At 47.3% G+C, this 16,837-nt stretch carries 19 protein-coding genes; 9 read left to right on the top strand and 10 right to left on the bottom strand.

Annotated elements, in window-relative coordinates; genetic code table 11:
* Nucleotides 1-81: 81 nt before the first annotated feature.
* On the bottom strand, nucleotides 82-2,793 hold the full coding sequence (locus PN462_RS09720) for a glycoside hydrolase family 10 protein (protein WP_272127947.1): 2,712 nt from the start codon (nucleotides 2,791-2,793) through the stop codon (nucleotides 82-84).
* Nucleotides 2,794-3,197: 404 nt separating this feature from the next.
* Nucleotides 3,198-3,767, bottom strand: a complete 570-nt coding sequence (locus PN462_RS09715) for a 2'-5' RNA ligase family protein (RefSeq protein ID WP_272127946.1) — start codon at nucleotides 3,765-3,767, stop codon at nucleotides 3,198-3,200.
* A 208-nt stretch (nucleotides 3,768-3,975) separates the two neighbouring features.
* Between PN462_RS09715 and PN462_RS09710 the strand changes: the two genes are divergently transcribed.
* Nucleotides 3,976-4,242 (top strand): YciI family protein, encoded by a 267-nt coding sequence (locus tag PN462_RS09710; RefSeq protein WP_272127944.1) that lies wholly within the window; start codon nucleotides 3,976-3,978, stop codon nucleotides 4,240-4,242.
* A 157-nt stretch (nucleotides 4,243-4,399) separates the two neighbouring features.
* Nucleotides 4,400-4,720: a hypothetical protein gene (locus PN462_RS09705; protein WP_272127943.1), complete on the top strand. Its 321-nt coding sequence runs from the start codon at nucleotides 4,400-4,402 to the stop codon at nucleotides 4,718-4,720.
* Between the two features lie 208 nt (nucleotides 4,721-4,928).
* Here the strand turns inward: PN462_RS09705 and PN462_RS09700 are convergent, their stop codons facing one another.
* From PN462_RS09700 to PN462_RS09690, 3 genes are read right to left on the bottom strand one after another with little or no spacing between them, the layout of a single operon-like run.
* On the bottom strand, nucleotides 4,929-5,591 hold the full coding sequence (locus PN462_RS09700; protein WP_272127942.1) for a class I SAM-dependent methyltransferase: 663 nt from the start codon (nucleotides 5,589-5,591) through the stop codon (nucleotides 4,929-4,931).
* A gap of 29 nt (nucleotides 5,592-5,620) precedes the next feature.
* Nucleotides 5,621-5,977 carry a zinc ribbon domain-containing protein gene (locus PN462_RS09695; RefSeq protein ID WP_272127941.1) on the bottom strand — a complete coding sequence of 119 codons (357 nt, stop codon included), beginning with the start codon at nucleotides 5,975-5,977 and terminating at the stop codon, nucleotides 5,621-5,623.
* Nucleotides 5,977-6,291, bottom strand: coding sequence for a TIGR03792 family protein (locus PN462_RS09690; RefSeq protein ID WP_443029131.1), 315 nt, complete (start codon nucleotides 6,289-6,291; stop codon nucleotides 5,977-5,979). The genes PN462_RS09695 and PN462_RS09690 overlap by 1 nt, the downstream gene beginning before the upstream one ends.
* 66 nt (nucleotides 6,292-6,357) lie before the next feature.
* Between PN462_RS09690 and PN462_RS09685 the strand changes: the two genes are divergently transcribed.
* Nucleotides 6,358-6,684, top strand: coding sequence for a phasin family protein (locus tag PN462_RS09685; protein WP_443029123.1), 327 nt, complete (start codon nucleotides 6,358-6,360; stop codon nucleotides 6,682-6,684).
* Nucleotides 6,685-7,188: 504 nt separating this feature from the next.
* Here the strand turns inward: PN462_RS09685 and PN462_RS09680 are convergent.
* The 4 genes from PN462_RS09680 to PN462_RS09665 all read right to left on the bottom strand — a co-directional run bounded on the left by PN462_RS09680 (nucleotide 7,189) and on the right by PN462_RS09665 (nucleotide 13,789).
* Complete coding sequence (locus PN462_RS09680; RefSeq protein ID WP_272127938.1) at nucleotides 7,189-8,079, bottom strand: phosphodiester glycosidase family protein; 891 nt, start codon at nucleotides 8,077-8,079, stop codon at nucleotides 7,189-7,191.
* A gap of 265 nt (nucleotides 8,080-8,344) precedes the next feature.
* Nucleotides 8,345-8,716: a hypothetical protein gene (locus PN462_RS09675; protein ID WP_272127937.1), complete on the bottom strand. Its 372-nt coding sequence runs from the start codon at nucleotides 8,714-8,716 to the stop codon at nucleotides 8,345-8,347.
* 159 nt (nucleotides 8,717-8,875) lie between these two features.
* Nucleotides 8,876-10,780 carry a two-component system response regulator gene (locus PN462_RS09670; protein ID WP_272127936.1) on the bottom strand — a complete coding sequence of 635 codons (1,905 nt, stop codon included), beginning with the start codon at nucleotides 10,778-10,780 and terminating at the stop codon, nucleotides 8,876-8,878.
* A gap of 120 nt (nucleotides 10,781-10,900) precedes the next feature.
* Nucleotides 10,901-13,789, bottom strand: coding sequence for an ATP-binding protein (locus tag PN462_RS09665; protein ID WP_272127935.1), 2,889 nt, complete (start codon nucleotides 13,787-13,789; stop codon nucleotides 10,901-10,903).
* A gap of 268 nt (nucleotides 13,790-14,057) precedes the next feature.
* Here PN462_RS09665 and PN462_RS09660 point away from each other — a divergent pair, with 268 nt between their 5' ends.
* The 6 genes from PN462_RS09660 (at nucleotide 14,058) to PN462_RS23490 (ending at nucleotide 16,587) form a co-directional block, all read left to right on the top strand.
* Nucleotides 14,058-14,198, top strand: a complete 141-nt coding sequence (locus PN462_RS09660; protein WP_272127934.1) for a hypothetical protein — start codon at nucleotides 14,058-14,060, stop codon at nucleotides 14,196-14,198.
* Nucleotides 14,176-14,550, top strand: coding sequence for a DUF433 domain-containing protein (locus PN462_RS09655; protein ID WP_272127933.1), 375 nt, complete (start codon nucleotides 14,176-14,178; stop codon nucleotides 14,548-14,550). Before PN462_RS09660 ends, PN462_RS09655 begins: the two co-directional genes overlap by 23 nt.
* Before the next feature lie 31 nt (nucleotides 14,551-14,581).
* Nucleotides 14,582-14,887 (top strand): hypothetical protein, encoded by a 306-nt coding sequence (locus PN462_RS09650; RefSeq protein ID WP_272127932.1) that lies wholly within the window; start codon nucleotides 14,582-14,584, stop codon nucleotides 14,885-14,887.
* A 251-nt stretch (nucleotides 14,888-15,138) separates the two neighbouring features.
* Nucleotides 15,139-15,375, top strand: coding sequence for a hypothetical protein (locus PN462_RS09645; protein WP_272127931.1), 237 nt, complete (start codon nucleotides 15,139-15,141; stop codon nucleotides 15,373-15,375).
* Nucleotides 15,376-15,890: 515 nt separating this feature from the next.
* Nucleotides 15,891-16,361, top strand: coding sequence for an iron uptake porin (locus tag PN462_RS09640; protein ID WP_272127930.1), 471 nt, complete (start codon nucleotides 15,891-15,893; stop codon nucleotides 16,359-16,361).
* Entirely contained in the window at nucleotides 16,300-16,587 is a 288-nt protein-coding gene (locus PN462_RS23490) for a carbohydrate porin (protein ID WP_443029122.1), read from the top strand. Before PN462_RS09640 ends, PN462_RS23490 begins: the two co-directional genes overlap by 62 nt.
* An 8-nt stretch (nucleotides 16,588-16,595) precedes the next feature.
* On the opposite strand, the gene PN462_RS09635 is transcribed toward PN462_RS23490, so the two are convergent.
* Entirely contained in the window at nucleotides 16,596-16,769 is a 174-nt protein-coding gene (locus tag PN462_RS09635) for a hypothetical protein (RefSeq protein WP_272127928.1), read from the bottom strand.
* Between the last annotated feature and the right edge of the window lie 68 nt (nucleotides 16,770-16,837).

Here is a 16,837-nt window from a genome sequence, read left to right as displayed (position 1 = left end):
GGTTTTCGGACTTGGAGTTGCCCTCACCCCCCAACCCCCTCTCCCACCCCTGAAAGAGGGGGTTGGGGGGGTGATGAGAGGTTAATTTTTCTCTCCATACTGTAATAACGTGGCAATACTCGCTAACCGATTGTGCCAGACTTGCGCTTGATAGGGGGTAACTCCCGAAGACCCTTGCATCCAACGATCAAACTGTTCTCGAAAACTGCGTAATTGGGCCATAGCTTGGCGGAGATTACTCCCCGATGGGTCGTCTGCCAGTTCAGAGAGCGCGATTTCGAGGGATTGAGCTTGTTTTCCCCAGTCTTCTATCAGGGAGTCGTCCATTTGCAGACTGTCATTGAGTAACAACACCGCCCATTCTCGCTGTAACGTATTATAGCGATCGCGGGCCGTCTTTAACGGTTGTCGATGAGCAATCGGTTCATCACGATTCTCCCCTCGTCGGCCTTGGGTGTCCTCTAAAATATTCTGCAAATTGAGACTGAGATTTTCCGCCGCAAATAGTGCGTATCCCCCACTAGACGAGTCCCGTAAATGCTGCATTTGATCCACCGCCACCACCGTGGGTAAACTCAACAAACGAATCCCCGGTAAAAAGATCGTCCCTTGTCCCTGTCCCCCCCTTAAAAGCGGGTCGGTGAGTTGTTGAAACTCTTGGGTACTATTGGCATAGGTCATAGGAACCAGCAAATCTAAATAATCCTGGTCCACCCAGGCTTCCCAATGTTGCTGAATGCGACCCATGCGTTGTTGGGGAGGAATAGGAAACACCGCAGCCGAGAGGAGGACATCGGGGTGATTTTCTTCTAGTAAATCCGACACCGAAGCCACAAACTCCGTCACTTGCTGGGCCCGAAAGAGAGTCCATTGTCGCCATAAGCGATCGCTAGGCCGAATATCCACCGGATCAACCCCCGTTGCGCGGCGGAATTCCCGACGGCCTGCTAACCCAAACCCGTAGGTTAAATCCACCCTGGGGTCTTGGAACGGATAGCGAATATAATCCAATTGAATGCCATCCACATCGTATCGGGTGGCAATTTCATTAATCAGCGATCGCAAGTAAATCTGAACCTCCTCATTGGCCGGATCAAAAAACGCCTTCCTCGTATTCCGTTGAAACGGATTTCCTTGGCGGTCTGTTCCAGCCCAATGGGGATTTTGAGTTAACACCGGCCCCAAATAGTCCCTCGGTAGCCCTAAAATCGTATTATGCCGTTGATTAGCCGCCGCAAATATCCAAACCCACGCATGGAGTTCCATCCCCCGTTCATGGGCTAATTTCACCGCCGCTTCTAGGGGGTCCCATCCTTGAGTCATGGGATTTTGTTCCGGGGCCACCTCACTGGGATAAATCGGATAACTGGCATTCACCGTTTCAAAAAAGACCGTATTAATCCCCGCATTGGCTAAACGGTTAAAAATCCTCGCCAAATCCCGTTCCGACTTGGTGCGAACAATTGTTCCGCGATCGAGCCACATAGCACGAGTTTCGGGATAATTCACCCCTTGATCCGTCGGGTAATTATTCCAAATAAAATTCCGGGTTTGTAACCAATGGGCCCGGGCCTGGTCATATTGTTGTTGGGCCAAAAGTTGATTAAAGGTTGCTAATTCCTGCCGAGCTTGACTCAGTTTACTCTCTTGAATGCTCACCTCGACCGTATTCGAGCGATTGAGGGATTGAGTCACCGCATCCGCAAAACTCATCGAAGTCTCCCCATTACTCGCTGTGGCAGTCAATAAAGCACTTTCGTACCGTCCCACCAACCGTTCCAACTCTTGGCGCATCTGTTGTATCTGTCGAGAACTCAGAGGGCGGCCCGAGGGGCGACTAGGTTGGGGTTGCGTCCGTTGTTGTTGTTGTGGGGGACGACGGGGGAGAGGAGGACGACGAGGGAGGGTTGTCTCCCCCGTCCGAGGCCGACGAGAGGGGAGGGGGGTTTCTTGGGTGGGACGACCTTGGGACACCGAGGGAGGAGGTTCAGGAGTCGCCACCGCATCCTCCTCACAGGATTGGGGGGCTAAACTAGCCGTGGCGGTAAATTGACCGTGACGGGATAATAACAGTTGTAACCAATTGGCATCCACATTCACCGGGGCCACTCGATCCACCCCCCAACGCCAACCAATAAAAGTGGTGTCATCATTAATAATAACGGCGGCAGGTGTACCATTCGCTTGCCAACTGGCCACCACTTGACTCTCCTCACCCACTGGAATGAGGACTCCCCCCTGAAGCGTGCTACTAATGCGCTGGAGTTGCTGTTGGGTTTGGGAATTGAGAGTGGGGTTAGGTTCTAGGGTAGCAGGGTTACTAAGGGGAAACCCCCAATAGGCCCCAAGCAGCGATCGCAATTCAGACCGCACTTGCGGCTGAGATAAACTCCCCGTCGGCCCCGTTATAATAGCAGCCCCCCCACGAGTTAACCAACTCTCCAAGGCCATCACCTGTAACCCCGTCAGAGTTTCCACATTAGGCAACAGCAACACACTCACCTCACTGCCCAACTGTTCCAACTCAGACCCCGGACGGACATCTTGTAGATCAAGAATACAATAATTAAGTCGAGCCGCCTGTAAGCGTTTGACAATCTCATCCCATTGCTGGGCATTATCTCGACTCCGCACCACTCCCACCCGGTTGGCCTGGGCCAAGGCTTCTAGGGGAAAGGTAATTAACGTCACACCGACGGCTATACTTGCCACAAGGGAACGCAGTCGCCCCCCTTGTTTGACCGTCTTAATCGTCTTGTTCCAAAACTTTACGAATTGCGGGGAAACGCTCAAACTCCTTTTGCTCACCAGTGACTCCTATGGTTTCGCGTTCAATAATCAGTAGCACACCGACTCGTTTAATTTAGTTGAAAATCCATTTTTGACTCTACTGTACCAATTTACGGCCATTCAGGGAAAAATTGGGGATAGAGTGGGCTTTAGAAAGCAGAAGGCAGATTATAATATAATAATTTATTGTTGGTCGCCATTCATCCCCCATTAAATCAAAGATTATAATGGGGGCATTCTGGCGACATTATTTTGGTAAAGGTTGAGGTAGGTGTCTGTCGAGTGACGTAAGTTTCTTGAAAGTGCAATAAACTAATTTCTCCCCCATCTCCCCCATCTCCCCCATCTCCTGACTCCTCTCTTTGTGTCCTTTGTGTCTTTGTGGTTCAATCGCCAACTCAAACCTATCAACTAACTGGTTTGTGTTCTCTTTGAAAGGGAAGGTTGTGGTAAATTTCCCAATGTCTTCCATTATGCCGCAGGAGGGTTAATTGAGAGACAGTAAATTGATGGTCAAAGGATTGATCTTTGAAGTGAGGCCAGGCGGCTTTAAAGTTGCTTTTGCTGAGGTCTCGAAACGCAACGGTAATATGGGGAGCAAAGGGACGGGTTTTGGCTTTTTCGTCTTGTAGGGAGAGGTGGGTTTGTAAATAGTCGTTGAGGTGTTGGTGAAGGGTGACTAATTCCGGTGTTTTTTCGGGGTGAATAAAAATCACTCGCGGTTTAAATGCACCAAAGCCGGATAAGATAATGGGGAGTTGGGGGGTGTTTTGGGCAAATTGTTCGAGATGGGTTTCTAGTCTGGGGGTGTCTTCCTCTGGCCAAAGAAAGGGGGGAAAGATAGTGATGTGAGAAGGAGCGTTAAAGGCTTTTTTGCTGTTATAGTGGTCGGCAAAATGTTGTTTAATTTGATTAATTTCCTTTTGCAGATTGGGGGGAGGTAAGAGGGCAATGAAGAAGCGGGGTTTGAATACCATGTTTTTAATTCAGTAGGACGGTAAAATTATCGTTAAATTGACCGAACAAGAAGCAGGACAGAAGAAAAGGAGTTGCAGCTAATTTCCAAAGGGATCATTCGTTTAATTTAGGCACTGACATTTTTTTAGTACAATTTTTTAGTACAATCGCCTAGGATTTCTGGGTCTTTTCGGTTTATAATTATACTATTTACGATTCAAATTGACGATGCCTTGGTTTGTTAAGATTGAAAAAGGAATTGTTGACAAAGCAACCTTTGACCAGTATGTTCCGTATCATGTGGCCTATGTTCGCCAACTCATAGAACAGGGACACCAAGCTAAAACAGGATATTGGGGAGACTACGGTGGAGGGATGCTACTCTTTTTAGCAGACTCCCTCGAACAAGCAAAGGATATTGTCGCCCAGGACCCCCTGATTAAAAATAACTGTGTAACCTACGAACTCCATGAATGGTGTATTGTAGCCCAATGAAGTAGGGAAAAACTCCCGTTAGCCTATCAGTAATTATACTGGCTCAAGTTCGACAGAATGTAAAATCATGTTGAAAACTGTTTCAAAACTTGAAGTGATCGTCTAAAAACGAGAAAAGCTGGCCATAATTTTGTAAAGAAGTATTACAGGAGTTCTCATGGAAAACGAAATCCCCAAGTATCGTTTAAACTGCACTCTCACCTTTGGTGATATTTATGGACAAATCATTGTGTGGTTAATTGTCATTTTTATTAGTCTTGCTACTACTGTAGCACTCTGGAGTAGTACCCAACAAGCCTATGCGTTTCTAGCGGTGGGGATCATTTTGGTGGTGTCTCTCCCCTTCTTGCTGTTTGCGTTTGTGACAACACTTTTAAACCATATTGAGTTTGTCCCGGAAATGGAAGACAAGAAAAACAAAAATCTCTCCCTAGATACACCTCGTGTAACTCAAAAACCCGCTACTTCTGCCGGATAACAGAAGAAAATATGCCTTGGGGTTCAACCCAAGGCTAAGTTTTTAACAGAATGGATAATTAATTTGTGCTTGGTTCTTTTTTCTGGGTTTTCCCCATCTCCTCTATTTCTGTGTCCTCTGTGTCTGGAGTGGTTCAATTCCCAATTCCTAATCACCAATTACCAATCACCAATTCCTAATCACCAATTACCCATTACCCATTACCCATTTAAGACTTCCGGGCCACCCCGGCCACATGGGGCGAATAATTGGGGAAAGAGAGGCGAAAATACTCCTCATCCACCCTCTCAAAGCCTTGTGCTTGCAGAACTTGATCCGTTTCTCGATGGGGATGGCAATTGTCGAATAAGCCTTTCCAGACAGGCGCGATCGCATCTTGTAAACGTCGATTCCAACTCCCCCGTTGATCAGCAATATGTTCTAGAAACACAAACACCCCACCTGGCTTTAAAACGCGCCGAATTTCCCCTAATGCCTCCTGTACATCACCCACCGAACACAGCACATGAATGCCAACCACCGTATCCACCGACTCATCTATTAACGGCAGTTTCTCCGCCATCCCTTCATACACCTCCACCGACTCAATCCCCTGTTTTCGCGCTTCCTCTTGCAGATAACGGTGCATATAGGGATTAGGTTCAATGCCAATCCACTGGATATCCTTGGGAAGATAGGCAAAACTGGCCCCTGCACCAGGGCCAATTTCCACCACTCTCCCTTGGACTGAGTTGAGGAGGGCCGCTTTTAACTCCCCTAAACTCTCATGATCATCACAATCCTTTAATTTAACCCCATCACTATCCGCATCATTGGCCCGGGACATCCCCCAAGCAAAAAAGCGTTTTTGTAAATTTGCTAAACCAGACATAGTTTTCTGTTGTCTCCTCTATCTTCACTTCAATTCAACCAGGCCACCAACACACAAACCAGAAAAAGCCCCAAAATCAGCAACCAACCGCGATTCCGACTCATCCAGTACCGGACTTGTCGGGTTGGACTCACTTGGTATTGAAACTCCTCCTCTAGGGGATCATCCACATGATGATACAGGGTGCAAGTTTTGGCATAGGGCCGTTGGGGATAGGTGCAGGAATCATCCGCATCATATAAACAAGTGGCACATAAATAGTCCTCTCCCGTCGCTTGATGGAGGGGAATACCGGGATGACCAAAGGCTTTTAACTGCACTTTACAATGGGGGCATTGTATCGCGTCTTGGGTGATCAGTTGTTCACAACGGGGACAAGTGGGCATTATTCCTGAAAACGATAAGGGAACTTACGGAGTTGATATTCTTTACCTTCGACGAGATCGTAGGTATTGCCCATTGCTTGGGCAAATTTCGCTTCAGTTTCTATTAAAACGGTTTCGGGAATGGCTTTCCACTGTTCACGAGTCTCCCAACGGATAATGATAATAATTTCTGGGGAGTCGGGGGACACCCACACCTCTTTCCCGCTAAATCCCGGATAACGGGCTAATACCGGAGTCCAGATTTCGGCATCCTGTTGGACAAATTGTTCTCGGTGTTCAGGGTTCACTCGAAACTGTAGCCATTCAATGACCATTGTTTTCTTCTCACTATCTATTGGCAATTGTGCCATGATAAAGATGTTGGTTGCCAAGATGAGAGCATGGAGAACAACAACAACTGGATGCAAGAACTTTTAATGATGGGCGTGGGAACGACTTCTTTTGTGGCTGAAAGGTTGCGGGAAGTCGGCGACCAGTGGGTCCGAGAGGGTAAAATCGATCCCGACCAGGCCCGGATGATGATGGATGAGGTCGTTGATAAGCTGAAAACTGATCAAGGTCAGTTTGAAGAACGAATGCAGCGACAAATGCGCCATGTCTTACAAGATTTAGGGGTCCCTCGTCAGTCCGAGTTGGATGAGTTGCGGGGGCGTATTGACCGCTTGGAACGACAGTTACGCAATTTAGAGGATAAACAATGGCGATAGGGACTTTTGCGTTCTGAGGCTAAAAAGACAACAGCTACAAGCAAAATTTGCTTGTAGCAGTATGATTAAACCCTTACACCCGATACCCTTGGGCATCTTTCTTCTTCTATTAAGCAATATTCTTTTAGGCTTGAAAAGCGGGTTAGACTGATCTTGATGCAATCTTCACAAAACAGGAGGGATTTTTAAAGATTGGGTAAAGTTAAAGGGTTTAGGGTCAGGGTTGGGGAGTTTTAGCCCCTTCACGGATAATGGCTACAAGCAAATTTTGCTTGTAGCCATTACAATTAAACCCTTATACCTATGATTAAACCCTTGCACCGAACCCCTTGGGGTTGCGGTTTCTCTACTTCTGTATTAAGCGTCATTTCTGGGGTTAATAAAAGTGGGTGAGGAACATCTTGATACAATCTTCACAAAATTCTCTGGTTTTTTAAAGATTAGGTAAAGTTGGCGGATGTGAAACCCGATGAGGTGTGTTAAGGCAGGAGAAAGGAGATGGGTTTATTTGACGGTGAGGCCGAGATGGTTGGCGATGGGACGCTGACGCAGGGGGATGCGGGTGTGGATGGGGGAGTTGAGGAGTTTGGGTTGGCCGTTGTCTTCGATGGCCAAGGTTGTTGATCCTCCTCCATCGAGGACGAGGGCGCGATCGCTGCCCAATTCTAATAAAATATCTGTTAATTCGGCTAAACTCACCCCCTGACTATACCAGGGTTGACGACCATCAATGACCACAAGATAAAGAGTATCTCCTGTCCCATCTACCCCCACCGCAGTCCGAGGATATAGATTATCCTGTTCGTCTTCTGTGAACGTTCTCGCAGGGTTTCCCCCCTCAATGAGTTGATACCCCCCAGCCAACCCCTGAACGGTGTCAGACGGGCAGCTAACCCCCCCAATTTCTACGGTCTGTTGAGGGGTGACACAAAGCACCGTCCACCCATTCCCAGGGGGAGAATATTCTATCCCACCCGAAATAGACTGGCCTTGCACATACACCAGTTCCCCCGGTTTTGGGTAATAGTCGAGGGGATGTTTGGTATAAAAAGGGGTGAAAAAACTACCGTTAATGGCTAATTTAAGTTGATATTTCTCTAAAAATGTGGTAGTCGTCTGGGCGGGAAACTTCCAGCGTTCATTAGGTGCTTTCACCGCAGGACTAACAAAGAATTCCAGTCCAGGAGTTTTGAGATCAACGGTGATCAGATGGAGTAAGAAGGGACGGGGTTTATCGTAGGGAATACGTTGATAGGTGATACCGGAAAATAATTGTTTTTCTAAGGGAGTCCGAGGGGGACGTTGTATGGCCAGTCCCCCATACAGGATAACAGGTAATAAAACTAAGAGAATCCCTGTTGTCCAGATGATTTTTTGCAGAATTTTCTTTGACACGATAATCTCACTCGCCTAGTTAGGGCTTGCTGAAAAAGTGTTCATTTGTTTATGAGGCAAGGGAACAGGGAATAGGGAACAGCAGGGAACAGGGAACAGCGTAAGCTCTTTAGAGCTTAGAATATAGGTTCGTAGTAAGCTCTTTAGAGCTTAGAATATAGGCTTGTAGTAAGCTCTTTAGAGCTTACAATATAGGCTTGTAGTTGATTACTTGGGGATGTTGGGTTACGCTGCGCTTCACCCAACCTACAATTTAATCATCGTATTAATCATCGTAAGAGAAAGGCAAGGGATAGAGTTGTTTTTGGTTGGTGCGCTTACACATGACTTCTTTTTTCTTCGAGGAGTCTTTATAACAGGTGACTTGTTGTTGAAACCCACTGATATTGTCCTTATACTGGCCGGGATCAACTTTGAGTGTACGATGAATTTCAGTCCACCGGACATCCACTACATCCCGGCCACAGTTCATTTCGACTTCTCCCCGTTCTATATCCACATCCCCCACATCTACTTCAAATTCCGCATCTTCAATTTCGACCATAGTACAGGTTTGCACGCGAGACCCTTGACACGCAACAACCCCCACCCCCGTCACTCCCAAAACCGTAACCACAAGCAAAGAGGAAAGTTTCATAAGTCATTCTCGCAAAAGGTAAACAGTGGTTGAAGTACAACTTCACCCCCCATTAAACCAATTTTGTCAGCTAATATCTCCCGATGCCCCTAAACATTTGAGAAAAGACAGGTTATCTTAACTTGTCACCAATGCCTATTACCAATGATCCATTACCCCTTACCATTCCTGAGCCAATAATTGTACGGCCTCCTCTGGGGGAACAGGTTGAGAGAACCAGAACCCTTGACCATAGGGACAGTTTAAGGACCGCAACTGCTGTAACTGTTGGGGGGTTTCGATGCCTTCGGCAATGGCCATCATGCCCATGGTTTGGGCGATACTTAAAATGGTGGGAATGAGTCCTTGGGTTTCGGGTGTTCCTTGCCAAGTTTGCACAAAGGATTTATCAATTTTAAGTATATCTACGGGGAAGGAGTGCAAATAACTCAAGGAGGAATATCCTGTCCCAAAATCATCAATACTCAGTTGAATGTTGCGGTCTCGCAGTTGTTGAAAGGTGGTGGCGGCCAGTTGGGTGTTGGCCATTATGGCACTTTCGGTGATTTCTAATTTTAAGTTGGCGGGGTTGAGTTGGGTTTCGGCTAAGATTTTATCAATGGTTTGGACTAAGTTGGCTTGGACAAATTGATGGGCGGTTAAATTAACACTAATGCAGATATCTGCTGAAACTTGTCCTGCGTTTTGCCAGTCTCGTAGTTGCTGACAGGCAGATTTTAATACCTGCTGACCAATTTCTAGAATGAGTCCGGTTTCTTCGGCGACGGGGATAAACCGGGCAGGGGTGAGGAGTCCTTCTTGGGGATGTTGCCACCGGACGAGGGCTTCAAACCCCATAATTTTACCTTGTTGGAGATCAACGAGGGGTTGATAATAGACTAAAAATTCTTGGCGTTCGATGGCCCGTCTGAGGTCATTTTCGAGTTGTAGGGTTTCGAGGGCGGCACTGTGCATGGTGGGGTGAAAGACTTCGTAACGCCCTTTCCCGGTGGCTTTGGCTTGATACATGGCACTGTCGGCATCGCGCAGGAGATGTTCGGGTTGTTGGTAGTCGTGGGTCCCGAAGACAATGCCAATGCTGGCACTAATATAGATTTCTCGCCCTTGGAGAAAAAAGGGGGTTTCAAATAATCCTAGGAGATATTCGGCTAAGGCGTAAACATCTTGGGCTTTGCTAATATCGGGGATGAGCAGGGCAAATTCATCGCCTCCCATGCGGGCTAATGCGTCGGGTCCGGCGAGGTCGTGTATGAGGCGTTGCGCGATCGCAATTAATAATTTATCCCCAACGCTATGGCCCAAGGAATCATTAATGACTTTAAAGCGATCGCAGTCAAGAAACAAGAGGGCAAATTGATAGTCAGGGGTGTGGTGACCTTTCTCTAGTTCTTCCTGGAGTTGATCTAAGAAGCGGCCCCGGTTGGGCAGTCCGGTTAAATAGTCGTGGTGGGCTAACTCTAGTAACTGTTGTTGGACTCGTTTCCGTTCTGTAATTTCCAAGTGTAACTCTTGTACCGCATCTTCGAGTTGTTGGGTACGTTGTTGGACTCGTTCTTCGAGACAATTATTCCATTGACGAATTTCCTGGTTTGCCCGGTTAAAGGCAATTTGCCGTTGGACTCGGACTAAGACTTCTTCGAGTTGAAAGGGTTTGGTAATATAGTCCACACCTCCTACTTGAAAGGCTTTCACTTTATCAAAAGCATCATTTAAGGCTGTCAGAAAGATGATGGGAATGTCTGCGGTGTTGGGGTCATTTTGTAGAATGTCACACACCTCGTAGCCGTTGAGGTCTGGCATCATAATATCGAGCAGCACTAAATCCGGGGGAATGGTACGGATTGCGGTTAGGGCCATCTGTCCATTGACGGCTTTGCGCACATTGTACCCTTGTTGATGGAGCATGGTGGAGAGTAGGCGGAGATTGTCCAAGGTGTCATCAACAATGAGGATATCGGCTTGCCATGGGGAGTCTTGGGACTGGGGTTGAGGGGTTAGCAACAGGTTAGATTGGGAATTAGGGTTGCGATCGCTTGAATCAGAAAAATCGGTATCTAGTGCCATAGAACCTGAAAAAATGAAAAAATGACTACGTGGACTGACTCCATTTTAGGGATAAACTTGTGAAAATCCCGTGAAAATCTCGTGAAAACCGAGGCTTTTCCAGGGTGTTAAATGCCGAATTTAGGGACTTTCAACCATAGCAATAATTTTATCAAATTGAAACGAGAGCGTATAGTGAGTGAGTTGTTCAGTTAACTCTGCATCCTGTTCCGGAATCTGAGCAATGAGTTGAAAGAGTATATTATCACTCCCTTGAGCAGCTGCATAATAAAGTTGTTCTTGCCAGTTAGAGGGCATCTTGGCGATCATCCCTTGAAGATCAGTATTTTCCGACTGCTCCGGAGTGGGGGGAAGGGAGTCTGGGGGAGAAGCAGCAGGAGACTCCTCTGCTGAGGTGAAGGATAAATCGAGGAATTCTGCCACCGTTTCTAAGAGTTCAGTTTCTCGGAAGGGCTTACTAATAATCGTATGACAGCCAGCCTCTAAAATATTGCTTTGTTCTTGAGTAAAAGCACTGGCCGTCAAAGCAATAATGGGAATAGGAGTCTGTTGCTGTTGTTGTTCTTGTTGACGGATCGCCTGGGTGGCCTGATACCCGTCCATTACAGGCATCCGCATATCCATGAGGATGAGATGGGGGTGCCAGGACTGCCAAAGCGCGATCGCATCTTCCCCATTCACCGCTTCTCTCACTTGAAACCCCACTCGTCGCAGCAGTTTCACCACCAATAAGCGGTTTGTCGGTCGATCTTCCACCAGTAAAATCCGGTAATCCTCCACATCATCCGGCAACTCCAACACCGGGGAATTAGACCGTTGCACCTGTTGCAAATTACTCACTTGAACCGGAATGGTAAAGCAAAAGCGAGTCCCCTCTCCTAAGACACTATCCACTTCAATCTCTCCCCCCATCAGTTGCACAAATTTAGCACTAATAGGCAACCCTAACCCAGTCCCCTCCCGCGATTGTAGTCCCGTTTGGGTTTGGGTAAAGGCTTCAAATAGCTGCTCTTGTTCTTCCGAGGCAATACCGGGCCCCGTATCTTCAATGGTAAAGTTCAGATAAAGGGTATCTGTCTTCTGTTCCTGTAACGGTTGACTCGCAGACGTAACCGTTAGTTTTACCTCCCCTTGGGCAGTAAATTTAATCCCATTCCCCAGCAAATTAATCAACACTTGACGCAGTTTCCGTTCATCCGTAATGATGATGTTGGGAACATCTGAGGCCGATTCAACGGCCAAGAAGATGCCTTTCTGTTTCGCTTTCAGGTTTAACATCTGTTGGAGATTCTCCAGTAGATAGGATAAATCAAAGGGTTCAGCATCCAGTTCCAGTCGTCCCGCCTCAATTTTGGACATTTCCAAGACATCATTGATCAGGGTGAGTAAATGTTCCCCACTACGGTTGATAATGTCGAGATGTTGCTGTTGTCGTTCCGAGAGACTACTATCGCTCTGCATTAACTGAGTAAAGCCTAAAATGGCGTTGAGGGGGGTGCGTAACTCATGACTCATATTAGCCAAAAACTCGCTTTTCGCATGGTTCGCAGCATTAGCGGCCTCTTTGAGACTCCGTTCTTGTTCTGCCATCCGTCGTAAGTCTTCTTCGAGTTGTTTGCGACTGGTGATATCTTGGATAACTCCCACCAAGGATAAATCTCCCCTCCCATCTGTAAAGGGCATCTTTTTGGTGTTCAGAGTATGAACCTCACCGTCGAGAGTTAAGGTTTCTTCAGTTTCAAGCAGTTGTTCTAAGGTAAACACTTGGTCGTCACAGTGCCAGAAATGTTTGATTTCTTCGGCGGGAAGTATTTTTAATTCTGCATCGTTTTTCCAGAGAATTTCCGTTTGAGATAGCCCCAGCATTTCACAGAAGGCATTATTGACCATAGTGAAGCGGTGTTCTTGGTTTTTAGCGAAGATGGGATCAGCTACGGCATTTAACACTTGGTTTAAAAAGGTGCGATTATTTTTCAGGGCTTTTTCTGTGGCCATGCGACTTTTGATTTCGGTTTCGAGACTTTCATTGGTGGCCAAGAGTTCGGCGGTGCGTTCTTCAACGCGCATCTCTAGTTCATCGTAAGCCTTAGAAAGGGCTTCTTTGGCCCGTTGTCGCTGAAGTTCGGCGGCGGCCCGGGCCGCAAAGACTTGCATTAAACCTTGGGTTCTCTCGTCTAAGCTGAGGGGTTGGGTATGGACAATACACAGATTGCCAATGACGTGATTTTGACTATCTAATAGGGGGACTCCGAAATAACTGGCCGCTTCCATGGGTTTGAGTAAGGGTGCTTCTGGGAATAGGTCTTGTACTTGTTCGGGATATTGGCAGTATTTAGCCTCAGTGATCACCACTTCACAGGGAGTCCCGGCGAGAGAATAGCTAGTATTGGGGATGAGTTCTTTATGGGCTGAAATAGCTAGGGTTTGCAAGTCTTCTGGGGGACTGCCAATGGCTTCTGAGACTAGCACATAGTCCACATCGAGGGCTTCTGCTAGATGTTGGACGAGGGCGGGAAAAAAGTCTTCTTCGGTGACGGCTGCTGTCCCTGCAATAATATTCTGGAGGGTTTGTTCGGCTTCCTTGCGGTTTTCTACTTCTTGGCGCAGGACTTTATTCACTATTTCCAGTTGTTCGGGGGTTTTCAGGGAGAGGAAACGGGGAAAGAGATTGACCATTTCTACGGCAGTGTAGCAGGAAATGAGGGCGGTTCCGGCTCGTTCTATGCCGGATAACCAATAGGCCGGATGCCAGAGGGTCCATACGTCTAGGAGGTGTCCAATGCCGCAAGAGAGAATAAAGGCGACAAAGAGTATGAATACTTTAGGAAAGGAGATGTCTCGGCGTTTGTGGAGGAAGTAGATTAATAGGACAGGGATGGAAAAGTAGGCGATCGCAATTAGTCCATCACTAATGACGTGCAACCAGACTAAGGGCGTTTGCCACAGGTAGCAATTCCCATGAGGCATATACTGGTCCGGGGAAAAAATGGCTTGGAGAAAGTCCCACATGGTTTTATGTGCGGTTAAGGGATAGTCAAAGTAGGCGAGTATAAAAGACTATGATAACGAAGGGATAGAGATTACCGGAAAGGGTGGCTAGATAAGTTGATAGGTTAACGCAATTGATCGGAGAACTTTGTTAGTTGTCTCTGAGGGGTCCAAAACGACGCAAGTGAATGAATCGTCTGTTGGGGGAGTTGCAACACCTCCCCCAGTTCCGGAGTTCCCTGGTCCCTTTGCCAAACCAGTCAGTTTACAACTCTGATGAAAACGCTATATGAGAGTAAAATATAGAAATATTGCTAAGACGCGATCGCAGTTTTGGGTTATTGTAGTAAAACGCGATCGCTCAAACCATTGTTATACTAAAAAAAGGCGATCGCTGGAGAAAGACAATGCAGCTAGAAGAGTATTTTAATTTTCAACGTCCTGATGATATTCGTCTCAAAGGAACGAGAGTAGGGATTGAAAACGTTCTTTATGAGTATATCTATCGCAGTCGGACTCCTGAAGAAATCGTAAATTGCTTTTCTACGATTTCTTTAGAGCAAGTTTATGCGACAATACTTTATTATTTGCAAAATAAAGAAACCGTAGGCAAATATATTACTGATTGGTTGGAATGGGGACACCAACAGCGTAAAGCCCAAGAACTCAATCCCACACCAACAATGCTGCGCTTGCGGAAATTGAGGGCAGAACAAGAAGCAAAGAAAAAAGAAAATAATGCTGAGTTATTTACTAGACGAGAATATGAATCCAATTTATAAAAATCAGTTGCGACGGCGGTAGCCCGATCTAATGGTTTGTGAAATTGGTGAATTGTCTGTACCTCCAAAAGGAACTCTCGATCCAGAAATATTGCTTTGGTGTGAAGAATATGATTTTGTTCTGGTTACAAATAATCGTACTTCAATGCCTGTTCATTTAGCCGAACACCTTGATCGCGATCGCCATGTACCGGGAATTTTTATTTGGAATCCCAAATTAACAGTAGGTCAAAATATTGATGAACTCATTCTCCTTGCTTTTGTATCATTTAGAAACGAATATCGAGATCACATTGTTCATCTTCCTCAGAGTTATTCTCTCTCAGAATTTGTTTAAAGGTGCGATCGCTATAAAAAGGTACGTTAGCAAAGCGTAACCACCCTACCCCCCAGGGTTTAGAAACCGGGTTTCTGGTGTACGACTACCCATTGAAACCTCAACCCGTTTTCAACGGGTTTTAGCTATCAGCCTTGGGTTTTAACCCAAGGTGAGGGGTTTTAGGGGGTAGAAACCGGGTTTCTGCGTTCAATTTGGGACAAAAACCAAGATTGAAAAAAAGAAACCGGGTTTCTGGTGTACGACATCCAATGCAAACATTAAGTCTTAGAATCAGACCGACCACAGGTTCTTCAACCACAGGTTCTTCAACCACAGACATTCCCGAACTCACCGCCACCAACTTCACCACCCCCGAACCCCTCACCGAACTAGGCGGCGCAGGACAAGCCGCGCTGCGTTCCCAGGGGCAACAACCCCAACAATTCCGACCCAACGGGGTACATACCCGCATCATCCCCACCTGGACACCGGGCTTGTATCAATAACCCGCACAGGTGATGTAGGGTGCGTTAGGCGGCGATAAAGGGTCAATTCCAACCCATTAATGTTTATGCCGCCGTAACGCACCATGCCAAGCTGTGAACCCGTTGATGAACCCACCCATTAATATTCATGCCGCCGTAACGCACCCTACTATTAGAACGGTGCGTTACGCTCCATCCCACTGTCCGAACGGTGCGTTACGCTCCGCTAACGCACCCTACTATTAGGTGCGTTACGCTCCGCTAACGCACCCTACTATTAGGTGCGTTACGCTCCGCTAACGCACCCTACTATTAGGTGCGTTACGCTCCGCTAACGCACCCTACTATTAGCCGTAACGCACCATCCCACTGTCCGAACGGTGCGTTACGCTCCGCTAACGCACCCTACTATTAGCACTTTGCTCGGCTCCCCCCTTTTTAAGGGGGGCTGGGGGGGGATCAATCGCAGCCACGCGATACCCAATATCCCGCATAGTCCAAAATTCAAAAAACCCATTGTCACCGTGAACCCGTCGATGAACTCAATTCCGTTAACTGCTATCATCACCCTTGCCCTAACAACCTCTGCCACCGCCCAAGCCGCCGACCTCCTCAGCCCCGACAGCATGGGCCAAATAACCAGCGTCAATCAACTGAGGGATGTTGCTCCCAGCGACTGGGCCTATACCGCCCTCAACGACCTCATACAACGCTATGACTGTCTCCAAGGCTACCCCGACAGCACATTCGACGGCCAACGCCCCCTCACCCGTTACGAATTCGCTGCCGGACTCAACGCCTGCGCCAACACCCTCGAAACCCTGCTCACAGACAACGCCGATATTGTCACCCGTGCCGACTTAGAAATCCTGCGCCGTCTAACCCAAGAGTTTGAAGCCGAAATCGCCACCCTCGACAGCCAAATCAATAACCTAGAAAGCCGCATTGATTTCCTCAGCGATAATCAATTTTCCACTACCACCAAACTCTACGGTCAAGTCGTCTAATGGGGTTTTAGCGGGCAATTTACCGAGCATTTTTGAGGGGAATTTAGTCACCAATACCAATGGGGGACGGCGAGACAGCACCTATCATTTGGAAGCCTTTTATCGATCGCGGTTATCTCCCAATATCACCCTGACTCCTGGGGTAGTTTTGTTGCTCAATCCGGGTCATAATGCCGGGAGCGAGCCAATTTTGATGGTAGGATTGCGGACTACGTTGTCGTTTTGAATGTTGAGTTATGCTGCGATCGCATTCCTGCTTTGATCTGAGGCCCTAATGACGTGCAACCCGACTAAGGGCCTTTGCCACAGGTAGCAATTCCCACCAAGCATATACTGATCCGGTGCAAAAATGGCTTGGAGGAAGTCCCAGATGGTTTTATGTGCGGTTAAGGGATAGTCTTGGCTCAAAAGTATGCGAGCATAAAAGACTATGATAACCAAGGGATAGAGAGTACCGGAAAGGGTGGCCAGATAAC

The organism is Spirulina sp. CS-785/01 (genome assembly GCF_028330525.1).
Taxonomy (GTDB): Bacteria; Cyanobacteriota; Cyanobacteriia; order Cyanobacteriales; family Spirulinaceae; genus JAQMSD01.
Note: the sequence above shows the minus strand (reverse complement) of the source record. Positions and strands in the feature narration are given on the sequence as shown.